Origin of the sequence: Pantoea sp. GM_Pan_4, assembly GCF_026541005.1 — a bacterium.
GTDB lineage: Bacteria > Pseudomonadota > Gammaproteobacteria > Enterobacterales > Enterobacteriaceae > Pantoea > Pantoea dispersa.
The window spans coordinates 539,707-562,521 of sequence record NZ_JALNUZ010000002.1 but is presented as its reverse complement, the minus strand read 5'-3'; the positions used below and the strand labels follow the sequence as shown (position 1 = coordinate 562,521).

The 22,815-nt window shown below is 59.8% G+C and carries 18 protein-coding genes; 8 read left to right on the top strand and 10 right to left on the bottom strand.

All coding sequences use genetic code 11. The annotated features are described in order from the left end of the window. The first annotated feature begins 137 nt into the window (after positions 1–137). Both dapD and OXR61_RS08605 read left to right on the top strand, forming a co-directional pair. Positions 138–962: a 2,3,4,5-tetrahydropyridine-2,6-dicarboxylate N-succinyltransferase gene (dapD, locus tag OXR61_RS08610; RefSeq protein ID WP_021507493.1), complete on the top strand. Its 825-nt coding sequence runs from the start codon at positions 138–140 to the stop codon at positions 960–962. Positions 963–1,256: 294 nt separating this feature from the next. Next, positions 1,257–1,649: a DUF3461 family protein gene (locus tag OXR61_RS08605; RefSeq protein ID WP_010616197.1), complete on the top strand. Its 393-nt coding sequence runs from the start codon at positions 1,257–1,259 to the stop codon at positions 1,647–1,649. A gap of 38 nt (positions 1,650–1,687) precedes the next feature. On the opposite strand, the gene OXR61_RS08600 is transcribed toward OXR61_RS08605, so the two are convergent. From OXR61_RS08600 to dgt, 3 genes are all read right to left on the bottom strand, one after another. Further along, on the bottom strand, positions 1,688–2,845 hold the full coding sequence (locus OXR61_RS08600; protein WP_021507495.1) for a CdaR family transcriptional regulator: 1,158 nt from the start codon (positions 2,843–2,845) through the stop codon (positions 1,688–1,690). A 200-nt stretch (positions 2,846–3,045) separates the two neighbouring features. Continuing rightward, entirely contained in the window at positions 3,046–4,485 is a 1,440-nt protein-coding gene (degP, locus tag OXR61_RS08595) for a serine endoprotease DegP (RefSeq protein WP_031279693.1), read from the bottom strand. Between the two features lie 136 nt (positions 4,486–4,621). Beyond that, positions 4,622–6,115 carry a dGTPase gene (dgt, locus tag OXR61_RS08590; protein ID WP_021507497.1) on the bottom strand — a complete coding sequence of 498 codons (1,494 nt, stop codon included), beginning with the start codon at positions 6,113–6,115 and terminating at the stop codon, positions 4,622–4,624. A 97-nt stretch (positions 6,116–6,212) separates the two neighbouring features. Between dgt and mtnN the strand changes: the two genes are divergently transcribed. From mtnN to OXR61_RS08575, 3 genes are all read left to right on the top strand, one after another. Next, complete coding sequence (gene mtnN, locus OXR61_RS08585) at positions 6,213–6,911, top strand: 5'-methylthioadenosine/S-adenosylhomocysteine nucleosidase (RefSeq protein ID WP_021507498.1); 699 nt, start codon at positions 6,213–6,215, stop codon at positions 6,909–6,911. Then, positions 6,904–7,710, top strand: a complete 807-nt coding sequence (btuF, locus tag OXR61_RS08580) for a vitamin B12 ABC transporter substrate-binding protein BtuF (RefSeq protein ID WP_021507499.1) — start codon at positions 6,904–6,906, stop codon at positions 7,708–7,710. Before mtnN ends, btuF begins: the two co-directional genes overlap by 8 nt. Positions 7,711–7,816: 106 nt before the next feature. Further along, positions 7,817–8,068 (top strand): hypothetical protein, encoded by a 252-nt coding sequence (locus OXR61_RS08575; protein ID WP_021507500.1) that lies wholly within the window; start codon positions 7,817–7,819, stop codon positions 8,066–8,068. A 33-nt stretch (positions 8,069–8,101) separates the two neighbouring features. Here OXR61_RS08575 and erpA read toward each other — a convergent pair whose 3' ends face one another. After that, on the bottom strand, positions 8,102–8,449 hold the full coding sequence (gene erpA / locus OXR61_RS08570; RefSeq protein WP_021507501.1) for an iron-sulfur cluster insertion protein ErpA: 348 nt from the start codon (positions 8,447–8,449) through the stop codon (positions 8,102–8,104). Between the two features lie 221 nt (positions 8,450–8,670). Between erpA and hemL the strand changes: the two genes are divergently transcribed. Then, positions 8,671–9,951, top strand: coding sequence for a glutamate-1-semialdehyde 2,1-aminomutase (hemL, locus tag OXR61_RS08565; protein WP_021507502.1), 1,281 nt, complete (start codon positions 8,671–8,673; stop codon positions 9,949–9,951). A 35-nt stretch (positions 9,952–9,986) separates the two neighbouring features. Here the strand turns inward: hemL and fhuB are convergent, their stop codons facing one another. The 6 genes from fhuB to hrpB form a co-directional block, all read right to left on the bottom strand. Continuing rightward, a complete protein-coding gene (gene fhuB, locus OXR61_RS08560; RefSeq protein WP_021507503.1) occupies positions 9,987–11,963 on the bottom strand; it encodes a Fe(3+)-hydroxamate ABC transporter permease FhuB in 1,977 nt (658 codons plus the stop codon). Beyond that, positions 11,963–12,841, bottom strand: coding sequence for a Fe(3+)-hydroxamate ABC transporter substrate-binding protein FhuD (gene fhuD / locus OXR61_RS08555; RefSeq protein ID WP_021507504.1), 879 nt, complete (start codon positions 12,839–12,841; stop codon positions 11,963–11,965). The genes fhuB and fhuD overlap by 1 nt, the downstream gene beginning before the upstream one ends. Positions 12,842–12,850: 9 nt before the next feature. Next, a complete protein-coding gene (fhuC, locus tag OXR61_RS08550) occupies positions 12,851–13,645 on the bottom strand; it encodes a Fe3+-hydroxamate ABC transporter ATP-binding protein FhuC (protein ID WP_021507505.1) in 795 nt (264 codons plus the stop codon). A 43-nt stretch (positions 13,646–13,688) separates the two neighbouring features. Next, complete coding sequence (fhuA, locus tag OXR61_RS08545) at positions 13,689–15,896, bottom strand: ferrichrome porin FhuA (RefSeq protein ID WP_031279694.1); 2,208 nt, start codon at positions 15,894–15,896, stop codon at positions 13,689–13,691. A gap of 328 nt (positions 15,897–16,224) precedes the next feature. After that, the gene (gene mrcB / locus OXR61_RS08540) at positions 16,225–18,750 is read right to left on the bottom strand and encodes a bifunctional glycosyl transferase/transpeptidase (RefSeq protein ID WP_021507508.1); all 2,526 of its coding nucleotides are present in this window, start codon (positions 18,748–18,750) and stop codon (positions 16,225–16,227) included. Between the two features lie 98 nt (positions 18,751–18,848). Continuing rightward, complete coding sequence (hrpB, locus tag OXR61_RS08535) at positions 18,849–21,326, bottom strand: ATP-dependent helicase HrpB (protein ID WP_267411732.1); 2,478 nt, start codon at positions 21,324–21,326, stop codon at positions 18,849–18,851. Between the two features lie 35 nt (positions 21,327–21,361). Here hrpB and thpR point away from each other — a divergent pair, with 35 nt between their 5' ends. Both thpR and sfsA read left to right on the top strand, forming a co-directional pair. Next, entirely contained in the window at positions 21,362–21,901 is a 540-nt protein-coding gene (thpR, locus tag OXR61_RS08530) for an RNA 2',3'-cyclic phosphodiesterase (protein WP_021507510.1), read from the top strand. Then, complete coding sequence (gene sfsA, locus OXR61_RS08525; protein ID WP_021507511.1) at positions 21,902–22,618, top strand: DNA/RNA nuclease SfsA; 717 nt, start codon at positions 21,902–21,904, stop codon at positions 22,616–22,618. Positions 22,619–22,815 lie beyond the last annotated feature (197 nt).

The window sequence follows — 22,815 nt, the reverse complement described above, 5'->3', positions numbered from 1 at the left end:
CCTGGTGACCCGGCCCATCCGTGGATCTCGCTCCGATAGGCGCGCCACCGTTCTGCAGCATGAAGGATGTTTGCCCGATAATTTTACTCTGCACGCCAGCTGGCGTGCATCCGCAATGACAGACTCAGGAATTAAATATGCAACAGTTACAGAGCGTTATCGAATCTGCCTTTGAACGCCGCGCCGACATTACGCCGACCAGCGTGGACAGCGCCACCCGTGAAGCGATCAACCAGGTGATTGGCCTGCTGGACAGCGGTGAACTGCGCGTGTCAGAAAAGATCAACGGCGAATGGGTAACGCATCAGTGGCTGAAAAAAGCGGTACTGCTGTCGTTCCGTATCAACGACAACCAGGTGATCGACGGGGCAGAAACCCGCTTCTACGACAAAGTGCCGATGAAATTTGCCGGCTGGGATGAAGCGCGCTTTAAAAGCGCCGGCTTCCGCGTCGTGCCACCGGCCGCAGTGCGTCAGGGTGCATTCATCGCGCGCAATACCGTGCTGATGCCGTCCTATGTCAACATCGGCGCGTATGTCGATGAAGGCACGATGGTTGATACCTGGGCCACTGTCGGCTCCTGTGCGCAGATTGGTAAAAACGTGCACCTGTCCGGCGGCGTCGGCATCGGCGGCGTACTGGAACCGCTGCAGGCCAATCCAACTATCATTGAAGATAACTGCTTTATCGGTGCCCGTTCTGAGATCGTTGAAGGCGTGATCGTCGAAGAAGGTTCGGTGATCTCCATGGGCGTTTACATCGGCCAGAGCACTAAAATTTATGACCGCGAAACCGGTGAAGTGCACTACGGCCGCGTACCGGCGGGTTCGGTGGTGGTTTCCGGTAACCTGCCGTCTAAAGATGGCAGCTACAGCCTGTACTGTGCGGTGATCGTGAAGAAAGTTGACGCGAAAACGCTGGCAAAAACCGGCATCAACGAACTGCTGCGTACCATCGATTAAGTTTTTTCTTCCCGCTTATTTCCAAACCCACGGGCCTGTATTCAGGCCCGTCATTTTTTCTTTACACTCCTGCCGCCATTACCTGTTTCGCGCCGCGAATTAACAGGTGCGTTTGTTTTTCAAACAGGTCATAATCCGCGCCAGTTAACTCCGGTCGCGCACTGTTCATCCCGGTTTTTGTGTCTACAGTTGATTAAGTATGCCGTAAGCGTTCGGTTCGTTGCGCTTATTACGCAGCCGAATGATGATGATAATCCTGCGCGCTCACTCACTCTCAGATGGAATATAAACGCTATGTACGACAACCTGAAAAGCTTAGGTATCAGCAATCCTGAAGACATTGACCGCTACAGCCTGCGTCAGGAAGCCAACAACGACATCCTGAAAATCTACTTCCGCAAAGACAAGGGCGAGTTCTTCGCCAAAAGCGTGAAGTTTAAATACCCGCGTCAGCGCAAAACCGTGGTGGCCGATCACACCACCCAGGGTTATAAAGAGATTCAGGAAATCAGCCCTAACCTGCGTTACGTGATCGACGAACTGGATCAGATCTGCCAGCGCGATCAGGTTGAGGTAGATCTGAAGCGCAAAATCCTCGCCGATCTGCGCCATCTGGAGAACGTGGTGTCGAACAAAATCGCGGAAATCGAATCCGATCTCGATCAGCTGACCCGCAACGGTCGCTAATCCCCGCCGCTTCTCAGGCCAGCCGCTGCTGGCCTTTTTTATGCCTGCTCATCAAGCTGCAGCGCCACATACAACAGCAGCCGATCGTCAAAGTTCGCCAGATTAAGGCCGGTCAGTTCCGAGATGCGGTTCAGGCGGTACTCCAGCGTATTGCGATGAATAAACAGCGCGCGCGCCGTGGCGCTCGGCTGCACGTTATGGCTGAACCACGCAACCAGCGTGCGCCGCAGCAAACCGTTATTGTCCATGCTCTTCAGCTTAGCCAGCGGACGTGCCAGCTCGCTGGCCTGCCAGCCGCCGCGCAGGCTATCCAGCAGCACCGGCAGCACCAGATCCTGATAGAAGAAGCTCCGCTGCTGCGGCATGCGCTGTTTGCCCACCATCATGGTGGTGCGGGCGGTGCGGTAAGAGCGCGCAATGCTGCCGGGCCCGGTAAAGAAATTGCCGAGCGCGATGCGCATCCGCACCTGACCGCTCTCTTTCATGCGCTGCAGCAGTTGATCGACGCGGCGGCGATGATCGTCCTGATCGTAACGGCCATGTGCATTCAGCGCTGGCTTCAGCACCACCATTTCGGTGAGCGAAACAATGGCGATCAGGTTGTCGCGATCGGGCGTGGTCAGCAGCGTCTGTAATTGCTGCAGTTCCGACATCGCGCTGTCGACCCCCAGCTGTCCGCTGTCCACTTCCACCACCGCCACCACGCGCGGCTGATTGAGATCGATGCCCAGTCGCTGCGCCCATTCGTTCAGCGCTGGCGACAGCGTATCGCTGCGGATCAGGTTCAGCACCAGCTCCTCACGCAGGCGGCTGTCCTGCGCCAGCATATGCAGCAGGCGCGCCTGTTCCAGCATCATCTCTGCCGTCATGCACACCAGCTCGCCGTAATGGCGTAACGTGCTGGGCTGGCCGGTGAGGCCAATCACGCCGACGATGTCGCCGTCAATGCGCAGCGGTAAATTGATGCCCGGCCGCACGCCGTGCAGGTGTTTAGCCACCGCTTCGTCAATATCAACCACCCTGCCCTGTGACAGCACCAGCAGCGCGCCCTCGTGCAATTCGCCAATACGCTCGCGATCGCCACTGCCAATAATGCGGCCGCGCGCATCCATCACATTGACATTGCTGTCGATAATTTTCATGGTGCGGGCAACGATATCCTGAGCCAGTCGCGCATCAAGATGATAGGTGGCCATCAAACACTCCAGAATTCGGGACGAACCGACAGAATACGCATCCCGATTCCCCCTGGCATTGTGCAACTGCACATAGCCGCAGGGCGATTACCGGAATTGCGGCAGCGGTCACACTGGGAAGGCACAGATGACTGGGGGCGCAGCAGCATACAGGCAATAAAAAGGCGAGCCGAAGCTCGCCTGAGAGACCAATAAAAGGATTACTGCATCAGCAGATAGAGGCTGCTGTCGCCGCGCTTGACGTTGAGCGCCAGCACCGACGGTTTGGTGTCGAGGATTTTACGCAGCTCGCCAAGGTTGCTTACCGCCTGCTGGTTCACACCGAGGATCACATCGCCTTTCTTCAGGCCGATACGTGCCGCAGCGCTGCCGGCTTTCACGCTGTCAACGCGCACACCCTTCTGGCCATTGCTGTCGATGTTGCTGAGATCGGCACCTTCAATGCCGGTGTAAATCGTCGCGGACTGCACTTTATCCTGTGAGCTCTGCTGCAGCTCAACCGTCACGTTCAGCGGTTTGCCGTCGCGCAGCAGGCCCAGCTGCAGTTTGGTGCCGACCGGCAGCGAGCCGACTTCCGCACGTAGCGCCGCAAAGCTGGTCAGCGCTTTACCGTTCATAGAGACCACCACATCGCCCGCTTTCACGCCGGCTTTCGCCGCCGCGGAGTTTGGCAGCACCTGGCTGACAAAGGCGCCGCGCTGCGCATCCACTTTCATCGCTTTAGCCAGCTCGGAGTTGAGCTCGGTGCCCATAATGCCCAACTCGCCGCGTTTCACCTGGCCATACTCCACCATCTGCGCGGTCAGGTTTTTCACCATGGAACTCGGGATGGCAAAGCCGATACCGATGTTGCCACCGTCCGGTGCGAGGATCGCGGTGTTAATACCGATCAGCTCGCCGTTCAGGTTAACCAGCGCACCGCCGGAGTTGCCGCGGTTGATGGCGGCATCGGTCTGGATAAAGTTTTCGTAATTTTCGACGTTAAGGCCGCTGCGCCCCAGCGCCGAGACGATGCCGGACGTGACCGTTTCGCCCAGGCCGTACGGGTTACCGATGGCCACGGTGTAATCACCGACGCGCAGATTGTCGGAGTCTGCGATCTTAATTGCCGTCAGGTTTTTCGCATCCTGCAGCTGGATCAGCGCGATGTCAGACTGCGGGTCTTTGCCGATGACCTTAGCATCGTAGCGACGGCCATCGCTCAGCTGTACCTGAATTTTGGTGGCGTTATCCACCACGTGGTTGTTGGTAACCACATAGCCTTTGTCGGCGTTGATGATTACTCCGGAACCGAGCGCGCGGAACTGCTGCTTCTGCGCGTTGGCGCCATCGTCGCTACCGTCACCGCCGCCGCCCTGGCACATGGGTGAACCCTGGAACGGCGATCCGTCCTGACAGAACGGGGAATTATCGCCAAAGAATTGCTGGAACTGCTGCGGCATGCGCGGGGTTTTCACCGTGGTGCTGCCTTCCACGCTGATACTGACCACGGAAGGCATCACTTTTTCCAGCATGGGTGCCAGGCTGGGCAGTTGCTGACTGGAGGAAGACGCTGTCTCCGCCGCGAAAACACTGACAGGGCTTAACGCCATGCCCAGACTAAGCGCCAGCGCACTTAACATTAATGTGCTTTTTTTCATTCGTCTGTGTCTCTCTGAAATTAACGTGCAGACCATTGCTGTGGTCGTGATGATGAGATTAAGTTTTTAGCGCGAAGTTCCTGATAAAGTATTGGGCAAAGGTAAAAATTTATTCTTCGTCTTTACAAAACTGCGCTTATTCCACCGCCATCAACCGACGATACTCATCCCAGGCGTAATTGTCCGTCATCCCGCTGATATAGTCCTGAATCAGCCGCGAGCGATAATAACGTTCCCATAACAATCGCTGATATTTATGCTGCACCACCAGGTTACGCATCTGTTGCTGATAAGCTTTACGATGTTTACCGGAAAGTTTATGAAACAGTCGGGTTTCGATCGGATGTTTCGCGAGAAAATCCTCATTCATTAACGTGGTAAACTGTTCATAATCGAGCTGCATCAGCGACTGATAAATTTCCAGTAATCCTTTAATGACCCGATAACCCTGTAATTCCAGCTGCTCAACTTCAGGGTGATTAAACACCTGCTGGCGCGCCACGGTTTTAAATAATTTTAACAGGCGCCCTTCATCACCGTCGTCTTCCAGTAGCGCATGGTTAAAGTTGCCGGCAAAAATGGCAGGTAAATTATCAACAAAGCGGCGCACCGCATGGCTGACCAGCACGCTCTGGACGTTAACCCGCAGCGACATGAAAAACTGATCGCTAATACTGCGACGCTTTTTCTGATTGGCCTCTTTCCACGCTTCATTAATGGTGCGGCTAAACGCGTCGCCAGGTTTCACCGGGCCCCAGGCGTTGAGCAAAGAATGATAGAGCGTATCGACGGTGAAGATGTCTTTTTCTACGGCGTCATCAAGGTCGGCAATACAATAGGAGATATCGTCAGCCGCTTCCATTATCCAGGTCAGCGGATAACGATGGTGCTCAGGTATATCCGTTGCCGCGCGAAGATCGGCCACATATTCACGTTCGGATAAATAGAAACCCGGCTTTTTCATTAATACGCTGAACTCCGCCGGCTTATCGCCCTGCCACCACGCCGGCGCGGTGTATTTTAAAATACACGCTACCTGCGCATAGCTAAGATTTAGCTGCAGCAGGGTATGCACCAGCCGAATGGCCTGCGCATTCCCTTCGAAATGGCACAAATCCTGACGAATCATTGCATTTAACCGGTCGAAATCGGCACGCTGCGCGTCATCCGCCACGCCCGCCACCAGCGGATCCACCAGTTCGGCCGGCAGGTTGTCATCAAACCAGTCATTGATCGCCGCTTCACCAAAATGGCCAAACGGCGGGTTGCCGACGTCGTGCAGCAGGCAGGCCATCTCCACCAGGCTCTCGACCGCGCCCTCAAAGCCATCGAGGCCGTAAGCCGCCAGCCCGCCGCCCTGGGTTTTCAGCGTATGCAGAATCTCTTTGGTGATGTAACGCCCGGTTTGCTGCACCTCAAGCGAATGGGTCAGGCGCGAGCGCACGGCCGCATTCCGCTCCAGCGGAAACACCTGGGTTTTTTGTTGCAGACGGCGAATCGCGGCAGAATTAATAATGCGTCCACGATCGCTTTCAAAGTGGCGGGTAATAAAGTATTCGCCTTCGGGATCTTTGCGACTGGTATAAGGGCGGGTGAAACTGATCTTCTTCCTGAAATTGATCGTCGCCATTGTTACCCCTTATTTTTCCTGAATTGATCCCCATTGAGCCATGTTAGACTATGCCTCACTTTAGCCTTATACATCCATAACTACAGCGAGATTCTTTATGAAAGCAGGCATTATTGGCGCGATGGAGCAGGAAGTCACACTGCTGCGTGACAAAATTGAAAACCGTCAGACGCTGACGCTGGCCGGCTGCGAAATTTACACCGGTACGCTCAACGGCGTTGAGGTGGCTCTGCTGAAATCGGGCATCGGCAAAACCGCGGCGGCGCTCGGTACCACGCTGCTGCTGGAGCTGTGCAAACCGGATCTGGTGATCAACACCGGTTCCGCTGGCGGTCTGGCGCCAACCCTGCAGGTGGGCGATATCGTGGTGTCCGACGAAGTGCGTTATCACGATGCCGATGTCACCGCTTTTGGCTATGAGCCTGGTCAGATGGCGGGCTGCCCGGCGGCGTTTGTCGCGGACAGCGCGCTGATTGCCGCCGCAGAGCAGGTGATCAAACAGCTGGATCTCAACGCGGTGCGCGGTCTGGTGGTCAGCGGTGACGCCTTTATTAATGGCGCCGCACCGCTGGAGCGTATCCGCAGCACCTTCCCGCAGGCGATTGCGGTAGAGATGGAAGCCACGGCGATTGGTCACGTTTGCCATCAGTTTAAGGTGCCGTTCGTGGTGGTACGCGCTATTTCTGACGTGGCCGATAAAGCGTCGCATCTGAGTTTCGAAGAGTTCCTCAGCGTGGCGGCTAAACAGTCGTCGCTGATGGTGGAAAACCTGCTGGCTCAGCTGGCGCGTGGCTAAATATCTGCTGCTCGGGTTGTGGCTGCTGTGCCACAATCTGCTGGCCGCACCGCGCGTCATTACCCTGTCGCCGCATCTCACTGAACTGGCGTTTGCCGCCGGCATCACGCCGGTGGCGGTGAGCGCGTGGTCAGACTATCCCGCTGCTGCTCGCCAGCTGGAGCAGGTGGCGAACTGGCAGGGCATTCGCGTTGAACGCATTGTGCAGCTCAGGCCGGATGTGGTGCTGGCCTGGCGCGGTGGCAATCCGCTGCGCCAGGTGGAGCAGCTGCAGCGTCTGGGCATCCATGTGGAATGGATCGATCCGCAATCACTCGACCAGATGATTGACGCGCTGGCGGCGCTGCAGCGCTGGAGCCCACAGCCCCAGCGGGCTACCGCGGCCGCACAGGCGTTACACCAGCAGCTGCAGACGCTGCGTCAGCGCTATCAGCAGCAAACGCCGGTGCCGCTGTTTCTGCAGTTTGGCCAGCAGCCGCTGTTTACCGCCGCGCGCAGCACGCTGCAGAATGAGGTCATCACCCTGTGCGGCGGTCGCAATATCTTTGCTGACAGCAGCGTGAGCTGGCCTCAGGTGAGCCGGGAGCAGGTGCTGACGCGGCATCCGCAGGCGATTGTCACTGGCGGTGATGCCAGCCGCGCCGCCAGCGTCGCGCGCTTCTGGCAGCCGCAGCTTAACGTGCCGGTGATTGCGCTTAACGATGACTGGCTGAGCCGGCCGGGTCCGCGCCTGCTGCTGGCGGCAAAACAATTGTGCGAAGCTTTACATCCGACGAAAAATAAAGCATTACCAGACTAAAGATTCGACGATTCATGTCGAAAATCAAATGACAAGGCACAGCGGCCACGTATGCTCTGTGCCCTTTTAGCGCGTAGCGCACTTTTGACATCACCAGGATTTCACCATGACCAGAGCGCTGCTGCTGGCCATAGGGCTGATCGTGGCTGCACCGATCGGTGCGGCAACCACCACGGGCTCTATCGCCGTCTCGCTAACGATTTTCTCCCGCTGCGATATCTCACGCCCGAGTGAGCAGACGCTGCCGTCTGTTGACTGTGGCCGGCATTTCAGCGCGCAGCCGCGCGTGACACAAAGCGTACTGAACCGCGATGCGTTGCGCCGTGAAACGGCACGCCTGGTGACGATTGAGTGGTAAATCATGGCTGCCAGAACGGCAGCCAGCCCAGCATCAGATGCTGAAAGAGGAGCCGCAGCCGCAGGTGGTTTTGGCGTTGGGATTGGTCACGATAAAGCGTGAACCTTCCAGACCCTCGGTGTAGTCAACCGATCCACCCACCAGATACTGCAGGCTCATCGGGTCAACCACCAGCGCCACACCCTGCTTCTCGATGGTCATGTCGCCGTCATTCATTTGATCGTCAAAAGTAAAACCATACTGGAAGCCACTGCAGCCCCCGCCGGTGATATATACGCGCAGTTTCAGCGCCGGATTCTCTTCATCCGCAATCAGGTTTTTTACTTTTTTCGCTGCTGCATCGGTGAACTGCAGAGGCAGCGCGGCTACGTCGTCACTCATCTTTTACTCCGGGTAAACGTCCAGGTCAGAAAACGACCTCAATTTCGCTATTATCTGCCAGCCGTCCAGTGCAATCAAGTAGCGCCCTTGACACTGTGTGCCGCCAGTTATGGCATAAAGTATAGCAATGTCGCAGGCGCAAGCGGCCGCGCGCCTTTCTTCACCGGCCGCTCTTCCGTAGAATGGCGCCAGATTTTTTCCAGAACAGCAGGAGCCGAACCATGAGTAAGTCAGAAAACCTGTATGCCGAAGCACAACGCCTGATCCCGGGCGGCGTGAACTCCCCGGTGCGTGCCTTTACCGGCGTGGGCGGCGTGCCGCTGTTCATCGAACGCGCCGACGGTGCCTATCTGTATGATGCCGATGGCAAAGCCTATATCGATTACGTCGGCTCCTGGGGACCGATGGTGCTGGGCCACAATAACGCCACCATTCGCAATGCGGTGATCGAAGCCGCCGCGCGTGGCCTGAGTTTTGGCGCGCCGACCGAGATGGAAGTGAAGATGGCCGAGCTGGTGTGCGAGCTGGTGCCAAGCATGGATATGGTGCGGATGGTTAACTCCGGCACCGAAGCCACCATGAGCGCCATCCGCCTGGCGCGCGGTTTCACCCAGCGTGACAAGATCATCAAATTTGAGGGCTGCTACCACGGCCATGCTGACTGCCTGCTGGTGAAAGCCGGTTCCGGTGCGCTGACCCTCGGCCAGCCCAACTCGCCGGGCGTGCCGGCGGATTTCGCCCGTCACACCCTGACCTGCACCTATAACGATCTCGACTCGGTGCGCGCGGCGTTTGAGCAGTATCCGCAAGAGATCGCCTGTATTATCGTCGAACCGGTGGCAGGCAACATGAACTGTATCCCGCCGCAGCCGGAATTCCTGCCGGGCCTGCGTGCGCTGTGCGATGAGTTTGGCGCGCTGCTGATTATTGATGAAGTGATGACCGGCTTCCGCGTGGCGCTGGGCGGTGCCCAGGCGTATTACGACGTTACGCCAGACCTGACCTGTCTCGGCAAGATCATCGGCGGCGGTATGCCGGTTGGTGCCTTTGGCGGCCGCCGCGAAGTGATGGCCGCGCTGGCTCCCACCGGCCCGGTGTATCAGGCGGGCACGCTGTCCGGCAACCCGATTGCCATGGCCGCCGGTTTTGCCTGCCTGTCGCAGATTGCGCAGCCTGGCACCCATGCGACCTTAACCGCGCTCACCGACCAGCTGTGTGCTGGCCTGCTGGCGGCAGCTGAGGCGGAAAATATCCCTCTGGTGGTGAACCACGTCGGTGGCATGTTCGGTATTTTCTTCACCGACGCCGACAGCGTGACCTGCTACGCCGACGTAACAAAGTGCGATGTGGAGCGCTTTAAGCGTTTCTTCCATCTGATGCTGCAGGAAGGTGTTTACCTCGCGCCATCGGCTTATGAGGCCGGCTTTATGTCACTGGCGCACAGCCAGGAAGATATTCAGCGCACCGTCGATGCCGCCCGCCGCTGCTTCGCGCAGCTGTAAACCTGCCGGGGCGCCATTCATAGCGCCCCGCTTCACTAAGCGCGCCTTAGCAGCCAGATAAAATACGGCGCGCCGAAGAAGGTCGCCATCAGACCCGCCGGGATTTGATCCGGGAAGGCCAGCATGCGGCCGCACCAGTCGGCGAACACCAGCAGGCCCCCGCCGAGCAGGCCAGCCATCAGCAATTGCGGCAGCGCGCGACGGAAGCCGAGCATGCGCACAATATGTGGTGCCATCAGGCCAATAAAACTCAGCGGACCGATAGTGAGCGTCGCGGTGGCGGTCAGCGCGGCCGCCAGCAACAGCAGGCCGAAGCGCGATCGGTTCAGCGCCATGCCGGCTGAGCGCGCCGTGGCACTGCCGAGCGGCAGCAGCGTCAGCCAGCGGCTGGCCAGCGGTGCCAGCGCCACCAGTATCATGCCCACGACAGCACTCTGCAGCGCCTGCGTCATTGAGATGTTGTACGTCGAACCGGAAATCCAGCTCAGCAGCCCGGCCATGCGCGGATCGCCGCTCGCCAGCAACACCATCAGTAACGTGACAAACGCACTGTTCAGCGCCATTCCGGCCAGCAGCATGCGTTCCGGTGCAAAACCGCCGCGGCTGGCCACCAGCATAATCACCAGCAGCGTCAGCGCGGCACCCAGCACGCCGGCCGGCAGCAGCCAGGCGACCGCGTTGCCGGGCACAAAGAACAGCATCACCACCACCCCGCAGGCCGCTCCGGAGCTGATGCCCAGCACTTCCGGACTGGCCATCGGATTACCGGTCAGGCGCTGAATCAGCACCCCGGCGACGCCCAGCATCGTGCCGACCACCAGCGCCGCCAGCACGCGCGGCACGCGCCACGGCAGCAGCTGTTGCAGCATATCGCCGCTGACCCACGTCCAGCCGTGTGCGTCGCGCCCAAACGCAATGCTCGCCAGACTGCACAGCGCCAGAATCATCACGCCCGCCAGACACCAGCGCAGCACGGCCTGCCGCTCCTGCGGCACTGTGTCGCCAGCATTCATCGCCGGCGGCAGCGAGCCCGTGCGCAGACGCGGCAGCAGCCACAGCAGAATCGGCACGCCAATCAGCGCGGTAGCCGTCCCGGTTGACACTTCACGCCAGTGCGCAGTCAGCCACAGCACGCACTGATCGGCCAGCCACAGCAGAAGTGCGCCAATCAGCGGCGCCAGCAGCAAGCGGCTCAGCAGACGACGCGCCCCCAGCATCTTCGCCAGCAGCGGCGCGAACAGCCCGATAAAGCCGATGATACCGGCGACGTTAACCAGCTGCGCACTGAGCAGGATCGCCAGCGCCAGCGCGGCAATGCGCGCCGCCGACAGCGCCAGACCGAGGTTTTTTGCCACGCCATCATCCAGCCCCATCAACGTCAGCGGACGCAACAGCGCCAGCGCCAGTGCGAACGCCAGCAGCAGGCGCGGCCACAGCAGCGCCACGTTGTGGCCGTCGAGCTGGTTCAGCGCGCCGGTGCTCCACAGAAACATGTTTTGCAGCTGATCGTGATTGAAGATGGCAAAGATTTGATTAACCGCGCCGGCGTACAGACTCAGTACCAGACCGGCCAGGATCAGCGTCACCGGCGACAGACGCTTGCCCCAGGCGATACCAAACACCAGCACGCCGACCAGCACCGCCCCGCCCATCGCAGCAAACTGCTGCGTCAGCTCCCCGCCCGGCAGCTGCCACAGAGTGGCGACGGTCAGGCCAAGCTGCGCGCCGGAAGAGACGCCCAGCGTGGTCGGCTCCGCCAGCGGATTGCGCAGCACCTGCTGAAACAGCAGGCCCGCGAGGCCAAGTCCGGCCCCGACCAGCAGCGCCAGCGCCAGCCGCGACAGCAGGCTGTAGTGGAACACCACCTGACGGATGTTATCGATATCCGGCGCGAACATCGCCTGCTGCCACTGCGCCAATGGCAGCGCCTGGCGCAGGTTGATAAACGTGAGCGCCAGCGCCAGTAAACTGAGCACGCTGAGCAGCGCGACGGGAAACAGACGGTTGCGCATCAGTGCGACTCCAGCGCGCGTTCCAGCACGCGAATAAATTTGATGGCTGAGTAAGTGGCGCCGTAGTACCACACCGCCGGCACCCGCCGGAAACGGCCGGAACGGACAAACGGCAGCGCCTGCCACAGTGCGCTTTGCGTCACCTGCTGCATATCGCGTTCGTTATCATGATCGAAACAGATCACCTCAACGTCACCGACCTCCGCCAGCCGCTCCAGCCCGACCACCGCACTGCCCCAGAAGTTGGTTTCGCCCTGCCAGGCATTGCGCAGGCCAAGCTGCTCCATCACCTCGAGGAACAGGCTGCCTTTACCGAAGGTAATGGCGTGACGCGGATCCATCAGCGACATCAGCAGCAGCGGACGCTGCGCCCACGGACGTAACCGCTCACGCGCGGCAGCCACTTCACCATCCACCCAGTGCAAATGGGCCTGTGCCTGCGCTTCAAGGCCAAGCCGGGCACCCAGCGCATGCAGCGATGTGCGCGCGGTGGTGAACGGTTTGCCATCGCCGCTGTTGAGGTCAAAGCCCATCGTCGGCGCAATGCGCTCCAGCTTGTCGACCGCCGGGCCGTAACCGTTGGAGTGCAGGATCAGCGACGGTGCCAGCTGGGTCATCAGTTCCAGATTGGGTTCGGTGCGTAAGCCGAGATCGAGGGTGCCGGCCGGCAAGACCGGGTCACCCACCCAGATGGCGTAGTTATGCAGATCGGCCACGCCGAGCGGGGCGACGCCGAGCGCCATCAGCAACTCCACCGGCAGCCACTCCAGCGCCAGGATGCGCTGGCTGTCCGGCGGCGCGGCGCGCAGCGGTGCAAGGTTCATCAGCGGTGAGAGCGCCAGCGCGGTCAGCAGACGGCGACGGGAAAGGTCGAACATCACGAGGCCTCAGTAGACAAAGCTGACGGGCGCGCCGCCCTGCGGATGCGGCAGAATGCCCATCGGAATGCCATAAATATCACCCAGCACCCCGGCCTGCATAATCGCTTCCGGTCCGCCTTGCGCGATCACTTCGCCCGCGCGCAGCGCCACCAGCTGGTCACAGTAGCGAGCCGCCATGTTGAGATCGTGCAGTACCGCTATCACCGTCAGGCCGCGTTCGTGGCTGAGGCGCTGAATCAGCGCCAGCACATCAACCTGATGGGCGATATCCAGCGCCGACGTGGGTTCGTCCAGCAGCAGGCAGCGGCTGTTCTGCGCCACCAGCATCGCCAGCCACGCACGCTGCCGCTCGCCGCCGGACAGGCTGTCCACCAGCCGCCCGGCGAAGGGTTTCAGTCCAACCAGCGCAATCGCCTCGTCTACCCGATCGCGATCTTCCTGGCCGTAGCGCCCCAGCGCACCGTGCCACGGATAGCGCCCAATCGCCACCAGCTCGCGCACCGTCATGCCCTCTGCCGCGGGCAGCTGCTGCGGCAGATAGGCTACCTGACGTGCAAAAGCTTTACTGCTCCAGGTATCAACCGCTTCACCGTTCAGCATCACGCGCCCTTCGCTGGCGGCATGGTGACGGCCGAGCATCTTCAGCAGCGTGGATTTACCGGAACCGTTATGCCCGATCAGCGCGGTGACTTTGCCCGGGGCGAAAGTCAGCGACAGCGGATGCAGCAGCGTGCGGCCGGGCACACGGAAGCTGACGTTTTCCAGTGAAAAGGTGGTTTCTGCGTGGTGCGGATGCTGCATGATAATCCCTGTTAACGGGCGCCGCAGCGCCCTGTGTTCAGTATCAGAAGCGGAAGGTGGCGGTACCGACGATCTGGCGCTCTGCGCCCCAGTAGCAGGCGTAGTCGCGGTAGCAGCTGGCAACGTATTCGCGATCGAACAGGTTGTTGATGTTGACGCCCACGGTTGAGCCCGGCAAGCCGAAGCGGCCCAGATCGTATTTCAGTGCGGCATCTACAGTGGTGTACGCGGCGACGTCAAAGTTCTGGTTGGCATTTGGGCCGCTGGCGTACAGGCCTTTGCTTTCACCCACGTAGCGCACCCCGGCACCCACGGTGAAGCCCGACAGTGCGGTTTCGTGGAAGGTGTAATCACCCCACAGCGAAGCCATATGCTTCGGCACCTGCACCGGCGTACGGCCTTTCAGCAAGGTGTCTTCGGTGTATTCCGCATCGGTATAAGAGTAAGCCGCCGTCAGGTTGATGTTGGCGTTAAGCGCCGCTTTGGCTTCCAGCTCGACGCCACGGGAGCGGATTTCACCGCTTTGCACGCTGGCAAATTGATGGCTTGCATCGGGATCGGCCGTCAGGTTCTTCGTTTTGGTCAGCTGATAGACCGCCGCCGTCATGACAATCGGACGATCTTTGGGAACGTATTTTACGCCCGCTTCATATTGTTTAGCGCGTGACGGATCAAACGCTTCGCCGCCCCATGTTGCGCCAGCATTAGGAATAAACGCTTCGCTGTAACTGAAATAAGGTGCAATGCCATTATCGAACACATAGTTAACGCCACCACGCCAGGTAAAGGCCTGATCGTTCTGGCGATCAACGCTCTGCGCTACGCGGTCGGTAACGGAGTTCATCGCGTAGTCGTAGCGGCCACCGAGCGTCAGCACCCAGCGGTTCCACTCCATTTGATCCTGCGCGTACAGACCGGTCTGGCGTTGCTGGTTCAAACGCTGATAAGGATCGTCATAAGGGGTGTAGCTGTCGTTGCCATATTGCGGATTGAATGGACTCAGGCCGGTGGCGGTGCCGAACTGACCATCAATATCGTTACGGGTGCGCTGAAAATCAACGCCCAGCAGTAACGTATGGGCTAAATCACCGGTTGCGAATTTAGCCTGCGCTTGCGTATCCACGGCAAACTGGTTGAGTTTTTCTTTTGAGAATGCGGCATTACGGGTAATCAGTTGATTCTCAGGGTTATAACCGAAGCCATAAATACTGCGATAATCGGTCTGCATTTCGGCATAGCGCAGATTCTGGCGCACCGTCCAGGTATCGTTAAAGCTGTGCTCAAAGTTGTAGCCAACCATTTTGGTGTTGCGCGAGATCTTATTGCTGTCTTCGCCTTCATCAAAATTGGTGGGCAGCTTATAGCTGCTGCCGTCCGGCCGGGTGATGCCCACCACGGTGCCTTCGCGCGGCAGCCAGCCGTAATAGCCGGTTTCCGGTTCGTTCTGGAAGTAGGTCAGCAGGTCAAAGCGGGTATTGGCATCGGGACGCCAGCTGAACGAAGGCGCAAGGGTATAGCGCTTCTCTTTGTTCATCTCCTGTTGCGCATCGGCGCTGCGCGCCAGGCCGGTCAGGCGATAGCTGTAAACGCCGTCATCATCCAGTGAGCCGCCAAAATCGAAGCCGGTGGAGAACAGGTTGTCGGTGCCCATCTGGAACTGGACTTCACGCAGCGTCTCCTGGGTCGGCCGCTTGCTCACCAGTGACACCACACCGCCCGGGTTGCTCTTACCGTATAGCACCGAAACCGGACCGCGCAGCAGCTCCGCGCGCTCGAGGAAGTAAGGATCGATAGCGAATTCGGAGTAGTTGTCACCCTGCAGCTTCAGGCCATCCAGATACTGGTTGGTGTTGGTTTCGCTGAAGCCGCGAATCGACAGCGCGTCGATAACGTCCGAGCTGCCGCGGTTACCGGTCAGCACGCCTGGCGTGTAATTGAACGCACCTTTGACGCTGGTCACCGCATGCATTGACATCTCTTCCTGCGTCACCACCGACACCGACTGCGGATTCTTCTCAATTGGCGTATCGGTTTTGGTGCCGGTCGCGCTGTGTTTAGCGGCGATGGTCGGCGACGGTCCCCATGCGCTCTCCTGCGCGACGCCGCTGCCGCCATCAGCCGTCACCACCACGGTATCTTCGGCCAGCGCCTGCATGCTGAGTGTGCCCAGAGTCAGGGAAATCAATAACGCGAGCGGTCGACGGGTGGTCACCGCGCGCAGAGAACAAGGAAAAGTGTTTCGCGCATTCATAGTGGGATCTCATGAAAATAGAACAATGCAGGCGAATGGAAACGAGAATGATTATTAGACGCACGGATTTTAGGCGAAACCCGGCAAGCACCGCAAGATGTAATGCCTGCTGGCGGTGAGTTTGCCAGCGGATCGCACATATCCATGATCGCGGCTAAAAAAATGGCGGGCAAAGAAAAAGGCGCCGCAGCGCCAGAGGGAGTTAAATTCAGCTTTTATGCAAGACTCAGGCTGGAGCGCCGCCATGTATCTGGCACCGCCACGTGGTGGTAAAACGCCGGCACCGCACAGGCTCTGAAGGTATAAAGCCGGTGCAGTGCCGGATGGCTTATTTACTGCCAAACATATCTTTAATCCAGCCCGCGACGCCGTCAGAGTCCTTCTGCTCGCCCTGCGGCTGTTGTTGTTGTTGCTGTTGTTGCTGCTCTTGCTGTTGCTGCTGCTGAATCTGCTGCTGTTGCTGCTGGCACAGCGCGTTCGGATCCAGCGCCCACACCGGCAGCGAACGCCATGTGCTGCTGCCGCTGCCGCAGACAAAGTTACCGGCCGAGTCGATATTCATCTGAGTGATATCTTCCGGTGGCGTCAGGACCAGTGGCATCGGCGCCTGGTTGTCGAGGTAGCGACGATAGATCTGCATCGCACCACTGGCACCGTACAGCTTCGAGGTCTGGTTGTTGTCGCGGCCAACCCAGGTGATCGCCACTTCTTTGCCATCAATACCGGCAAACCAGCTGTCGATCAGGTCATTGGTGGTACCGGTTTTCGCCGCCAGATGCGCACCCGGGAAGCGTGCGCCCAGCGCCCGCGCCGTACCGTGATCGGCCACCTGCTGCATGGTATACAGCGTCAGATACGCCGCCTGCGCCGGCTCAACGCGCTGCGCCTGCGGGAAGCTCTGATACAGCACCGTGCCATCTTCCGCAATCACCGAGCGCACCGCCGACAGCGCAGCGCGGTTACCGCCGCTGGCAATTGACTGGAACGCCTGCGCCACTTCAATCGGCGTCAGGTTAAGCGCCCCCAGCAGCATCGCCGGTACCGGATGCAGCTGATCTTTTGGCACGCCCAGTTTGGTCCAGGTATCCACTACCGCGTCGAGTCCCAGCGTCATACCGAGGTTAACGGTTGGCACGTTCATCGAGTTAGTTAACGCATCCACCAGCATCACTTTACCGCTGAAGCGACGATCGTCGTTCATCGGCTTCCACACCGAACCGTTTGGCTGTTTCAGCGCGATCGGCTCGTCGGCGATCCAGCTGTTCAGGCGATAGCTGTTTGGCTGGCTGAGGGCGGTCAGATAGGTCGCCGGTTTTGCCAGTGAGCCAATCGAGCGACGCGCCTGCAGCGCGCGGTTATAGCCGGCAAACTGCGGATCGGCACCGCCGACCATGGCGCGTACTTCACCACTGAAGCGGTCGACCACCACCATCGCGGTTTCCAGATCTTTCAGCCCGCGCTGTTTCTTCAGCGTGGGAATGCCGTCTTCAACCGCTTTTTCCGCCGCATCCTGCGAAATCGGATCGAGCGTGGTGAAAATCTTCACGCCGGAGAGGTCTTTGACCTTATCGCCCAGCTTCGCCTGCAGCTCATTACGCACCATCTGCATAAACGCCGGCTGCGGCGTGATTACCCCGCCTTTCGGCTGGACGCCAAGCGGCCGCGCCGACAGCATGTCGTATAGCTCCTGGTCGATCACTTTCTGCTGTTGCAGCAGACGCAGCACCAGGTTACGTCGCTCCAGCGCCAGCTGCGGATTACGCCACGGATTGTACAGCGACGCACCTTTAACCATGCCGACCAGCATCGCCTGCTGATCAAGGCTCAGTTCGTCCACCGGGCGGCCAAAGTAGTACAGGCTGGCCAGCGGGAAGCCGCGGATTTGGTCGTTGCCCGCCTGGCCGAGATACACCTCGTTCAGGTAGAGCTCAAGAATGCGATCTTTGCTGTAGCGCGCATCCATGATCACCGCCATGTAGGCTTCACGCGCTTTACGCCACAGCGAGCGTTCGTTGGTGAGGAACAGGTTTTTCACCAGCTGCTGCGTCAGCGTACTGCCGCCCTGCACCGCTTTACCGGCGGTGATATTGGCGAGGAAGGCGCGACCAATCGAGTACGGGCTGATGCCGTCATGCTCGTAGAAGTGGCGGTCCTCGGTGGCGATCAGCGTATCGACCAGCAGATCCGGGAACCCGGCGCGCGGCACAAACAGACGCTGCTCGCCGTTTGGCGACTGCAACATGGTGATCAGCCGCGGATCGAGACGGAAGAAGCCAAAGTCGCGTCCGGTATCGAGGTTTTTAATCTCGCTCAGCTCGTTGTTGCTGAAGGTGAGACGCGCGTTAATCTGGCCCTCTTTGCTGTCCGGAAAATCAAACGGACGGCGCAGCAGGTCGATAGTGTTGCCTTTCACGCTGAACTCACCCGGACGGGTAATACGCGACACTTCGCGATACTGCGTGCCTTCCAGCAGCGCAATCATCTCTTTCTTGTCGTAAGCCATGCCCGGTTCGAGGCTGACCATGCGCCCGTACACGGCCGCTGGCAGCTGCCACACTTTACCGTCAATGCGGCTGCGGATTTCCGAATCGAGATAGACGCCCCAGGCGGCCATCACCACGACAAACACCAGGAAGAGTTTAATCAACCAGCCTAACCAGCGGCGTTTGCCACGCGCGGGTCGTTTTCCTTTACCTTTGGGTGGCACCGGCGCACTCTCCTCATCATCTTCGTCAAAATCGTCCTGATCGATATCATCTTCAGGCTCCCTGCGGCGACCCCGGCGCGTAACGTTACGCGGCGGCTTTGGCGCTTTTCCTTTGCGCCCAATAGGTTCGCGATCGTTCCCAGACATGCTTTGTTTTCTCCAGGCATAGCTACGGCAGCGCCGCTACTCTAACTGCTTTCTCGTGCCGCGCATGGCAGAACCCTCTGAATTCGATCCACTGCGGGCTACGAGGAATATTTTTTGGTGCGCCTCGTCGGCAAGGCGCTGGCCGGATCGTCCGGCCACGGATGTTTGGGATAGCGCCCTTTCATCTCTTTCTGCACTTCAGGATACGCACCGCGCCAGAACGCCGCGAGGTCGCGGGTGATCTGCAGCGGACGGTGCGCCGGCGAAAGCAGCTCCAGCACCAGCGGAACGCGCCCATCGGCAACCGCCGGGTTCTGCGCCTCGCCAAACATCTCCTGCATACGCACCGCCAGCGCGGGGGGCTTTTCCGTGTCGTAGCGAATCGGCAGGCGACTTCCGGTCGGCACAGTGTAATGAGTTGGCAGCACAGTATCCAGCCGCTGCCGCTGTGACCATGTCAGCAAATGTAATAAAGCGCTGACAAGATTAACGCTCTGCAGCCCTTTCAAATCGCGTACTGCGCCCATCTCCGGCAGCAGCCAGTGCTCCAGCGAGGCCAGCAATGTGTCATCATCCAGCGTCGGCCACGCCTCTTCCGGCAGCCACTGCGCGGCGCACTGCAAGCGCACACGTAGCTGCTCTGCCTCTGGCGTCCAGCCGAGCACCGCCAGCCCTTTTTCGCGGATCCAGCGCAGCATCGCCGGATGCAGGATCTCCGGCTCGGGCCGCGCCTGCGGCTGGGCCCGCAGGATCAGGGCACCAATCGCTTCCCGCTTCCACGCGCGCAGCGTGCCTTTGTCTTCATCCCAGTCCACATCGGTGCGCTGCTCCACCAGCTGCGGGCACTGCTGGCGTAACGCATCCATCTCTACCGGCAGCGTCAGCAGCATGCGTGCATCGGCGCTGCTGGCCCCCTGCAGCAGGCTCGGTGCAATCAGCCACTCATAGCGGCTCAGGCCGTCGTGCTCATCCAGCATTGCGCCGATACCATTGGCGAGCTGATAGCGCGCGCTGTGACCGCGACGCTGCGCCAGCCGGTCAGCAAATCCGGCGGCCAGCAGCGCCGGGAAGCGATCGGCGTCAACGCGCCCCTGACCTGCATTCAGGCGCTGCTGCCAGTGGCGCGCGCGCCGCAGCCACTGCGGCTGTGGCTGGTTGAGCGCATCACGCAGATCGACACTGCCGCTGCGCGGCGGATCCTCCAGAATCGCCACCAGCAGCGCCGCGCTGGCGATGGCGTGCACATCGTCGCCGGCGGCGCACAGCATCGCCGTGAGACGTGGATCGCTGCCGAGCTGCGCCATTTTACGGCCGCGCGCGCTGAGCCGCCCTTCGCTATCCAGCGCGCCGAGCCGCTGCAGCTGTTGACGTGCCGCCTGCAGGCTGCGCGCCGGTGGACTATCCAGCCATTGCAGCTGAGCCGCGTCCTGACAGCCCCACTGCAGTAAATCCAGCTGCAGCGAGGCCAGATCGCTGGTGAGTATCTCCGGCTCACTCTGCGCCGCCGCACGCAGCGCCTGCTCCTGCGGCAGCAGATGCAGGCAGATCCCCGGCGCCAGGCGACCGGCGCGGCCAGCGCGCTGCGTCATCGATGCCTGGCTGATGCGCTGGGTCAGCAAACGCGTCACGCCGCTGCGCACGTCAAACTGCGCCGCGCGCTCCAGCGCGCTGTCCACCACCAGGCGGATGCCTTCAATCGTCAGGCTGGTCTCGGCGATATTGGTGGCGAGCACCACTTTACGCCGGCCCGGCGCGGCCGGCAGGATGGCCCGCCGCTGCGCCTCCAGCGACAGCGCACCATATAAAGGAGATAAATCCACCTCATCACTGACGCGCGACGCCAGTTCACGCTTCACCCGTTCAATCTCCGCCACGCCGGGCAGAAACAGCAGCAGCGAACCGGGCTCATCCCGCAGCAACTGTGCCACCTCGCGCGCCACTGCCTCTTCAAACCGCTGCTGCGGATTGAGCGAAGCGTAACGTCGGATCACCGGAAAGCTGCGCCCCTGTGACGCAATAAACGGCGCGTCGGGCAATAGCTTGCGTAGCTGCTGATTATCCAGCGTTGCCGACATCAGCAGAATTTTCAGGTCGTCGCGCAATCCCTGCTGCACATCAAGCAGCAGCGCCAGCGCCAGGTCAGCCTGCAGGCTGCGCTCATGGAATTCGTCGAGGATCACCAGCGATACGCCCTCCAGCAGCGGATCGCGTTGCAGCATGCGCGTCAGAATGCCTTCGGTGACCACCAGCAGACGCGTCGCTGCGCTGCTGCAGTTTTCCCCGCGCAGCCGATAACCTACCGTCTCGCCTGGCTGTTCACCCAGCTGTTCCGCCAGCCGCTGTGCCACGTTGCGTGCCGCCAGCCGGCGCGGCTCCAGCATGATGATTTGCCCTGACAGCTGCGCCTGTTGCAGCAGCTGTAGCGGCAGCCAGGTGGATTTCCCGGCGCCGGTCGGGGCCGCCAGCAGCACCTGTGGCGACTGCGCCAGCGCGGCCAGCAATGCAGGCAGTACCTCGCTTACCGGTAACTCACTCACACTCAACTCCCACTCTGCCTGTGCTAAGATGGCGCGCATTGTACACCACCCGGCGCCAATTACCGGAGTTCAGCATGGCCACGCAACGACTGTTTTTTGCCCTCGAATTGCCTGATGCCCTCCAGCAACAGCTGGTGCAATGGCGGGCCGATTGCTTCGCCGCAGATGCGGGTAAACCGGTGGCGGCGGCGAATCTGCACCTGACGCTGGCGTTTCTTGGTGAGGTCAGCACGGAAACAGCGGGCCAGCTGCAGCAGCTGGCGGCACGCATCCGCCAGCCGGGCTTTACGCTGGATCTCGATGACGCCGGTCACTGGCCGCGTCCCGGCGTGGTGTGGCTTGGCTGCCAGCGCGCGCCGCGCGGTTTACTGCAGCTGGCCAACCTGCTGCGCGCCCAGGCCGCGCGCCATGGTTGTGCGCAGAGTACGCAGCCGTTCCATCCCCACATTACCCTGCTGCGCCACGCTGCGCAGGCCGTGGCGCTGCCGCCGCGCGGTTTTCACTGGCGCGTTGAGGTGAGCCATTTTGCGCTGTTTGCGTCCAGCTTCACGCAGGGACGCACGCGCTATCGCCGGCTGGCGCGCTGGCCACTGTTATCTGCCACAGGAGCATAAATGCAGTTCGATCCGCCGTTACAATCAGCCCGCTTAATCACCCGCTATAAACGTTTTTTAGCCGATGTCATTACGCCGGAAGGAGACACCTTTACCCTGCACTGCGCTAATACCGGCGCGATGACCGGCTGCGCCACGCCAGGCGACACGGTGTGGTACTCCACCTCGGCCAGCGCGACGCGCAAATATCCGCATAGCTGGGAAATAACGCAAACCGCGCAGGGCCACTGGATTTGCGTCAACACCCTGCGCGCCAACCAACTGGTGCGCGAGGCGCTGCTGCGCGATGCAATTCCGGAATTATCCGCTTATAGCCACTGCCAGGCTGAGGTGAAATACGGCACGGAAAAAAGCCGAATTGACTTCCTGTTGCAAGCGGAGGGCAAAGCCAACTGCTATATTGAAGTCAAGTCCGTCACCCTTTTACAAAATGGTAAAGGCTATTTTCCGGATGCGGTGACGGCTCGTGGACAGAAACATCTGCGCGAATTAAGCACTATCGCGGCAGAAGGCCACCGGGCCGTTTTGTTGTTTGCTGTTCTGCACACGGGGATTGAGGACGTTTCCCCGGCGCACCATATCGATGCGCAATACGCAGAACTACTGGTACAGGCGCAGCGCTGCGGTGTGGAAGTGTTGGCGTATCAGGCTCAGATTTCACCGGCAGAAATGTTACTTACCCGGCCGTTAACGGTAACGATTAACGCACAGTTGTAATATTTAACGTTATTTGCTGTGATAAGAATGTTCTGAGCGGTGCGCTAAATACGCTGTTCCTCACAGGCTTGTCAAGGTGCGTTCATGAATAATTGCCAACCTTGATTGCTTCTGCTATTTATAGCGGCCTGTTTTTTTCCCTGATGGGAATCGATATGCCCCGCATGCGTCGGGTTGCAGGCAAAGGCTTTCGCAAT

Bases quoted from the DNA above. Each gene is read 5' to 3' on its own strand.
- dapD (WP_021507493.1), top strand. From the start codon at position 138: ATGCAACAGTTACAGAGCGTTATCGAATCTGCCTTTGAACGCCGCGCC.
- OXR61_RS08605 (WP_010616197.1), top strand. From the start codon at position 1,257: ATGTACGACAACCTGAAAAGCTTAGGTATCAGCAATCCTGAAGACATT.
- OXR61_RS08600 (WP_021507495.1), bottom strand. From the start codon at position 2,845: ATGGCCACCTATCATCTTGATGCGCGACTGGCTCAGGATATCGTTGCC.
- degP (WP_031279693.1), bottom strand. From the start codon at position 4,485: ATGAAAAAAAGCACATTAATGTTAAGTGCGCTGGCGCTTAGTCTGGGC.
- dgt (WP_021507497.1), bottom strand. From the start codon at position 6,115: ATGGCGACGATCAATTTCAGGAAGAAGATCAGTTTCACCCGCCCTTAT.
- mtnN (WP_021507498.1), top strand. From the start codon at position 6,213: ATGAAAGCAGGCATTATTGGCGCGATGGAGCAGGAAGTCACACTGCTG.
- OXR61_RS08575 (WP_021507500.1), top strand. From the start codon at position 7,817: ATGACCAGAGCGCTGCTGCTGGCCATAGGGCTGATCGTGGCTGCACCG.
- erpA (WP_021507501.1), bottom strand. From the start codon at position 8,449: ATGAGTGACGACGTAGCCGCGCTGCCTCTGCAGTTCACCGATGCAGCA.
- hemL (WP_021507502.1), top strand. From the start codon at position 8,671: ATGAGTAAGTCAGAAAACCTGTATGCCGAAGCACAACGCCTGATCCCG.
- fhuB (WP_021507503.1), bottom strand. From the start codon at position 11,963: ATGCGCAACCGTCTGTTTCCCGTCGCGCTGCTCAGCGTGCTCAGTTTA.
- fhuD (WP_021507504.1), bottom strand. From the start codon at position 12,841: ATGTTCGACCTTTCCCGTCGCCGTCTGCTGACCGCGCTGGCGCTCTCA.
- fhuC (WP_021507505.1), bottom strand. From the start codon at position 13,645: ATGCAGCATCCGCACCACGCAGAAACCACCTTTTCACTGGAAAACGTC.
- fhuA (WP_031279694.1), bottom strand. From the start codon at position 15,896: ATGAATGCGCGAAACACTTTTCCTTGTTCTCTGCGCGCGGTGACCACC.
- mrcB (WP_021507508.1), bottom strand. From the start codon at position 18,750: ATGTCTGGGAACGATCGCGAACCTATTGGGCGCAAAGGAAAAGCGCCA.
- hrpB (WP_267411732.1), bottom strand. From the start codon at position 21,326: ATGCGCGCCATCTTAGCACAGGCAGAGTGGGAGTTGAGTGTGAGTGAG.
- thpR (WP_021507510.1), top strand. From the start codon at position 21,362: ATGGCCACGCAACGACTGTTTTTTGCCCTCGAATTGCCTGATGCCCTC.
- sfsA (WP_021507511.1), top strand. From the start codon at position 21,902: ATGCAGTTCGATCCGCCGTTACAATCAGCCCGCTTAATCACCCGCTAT.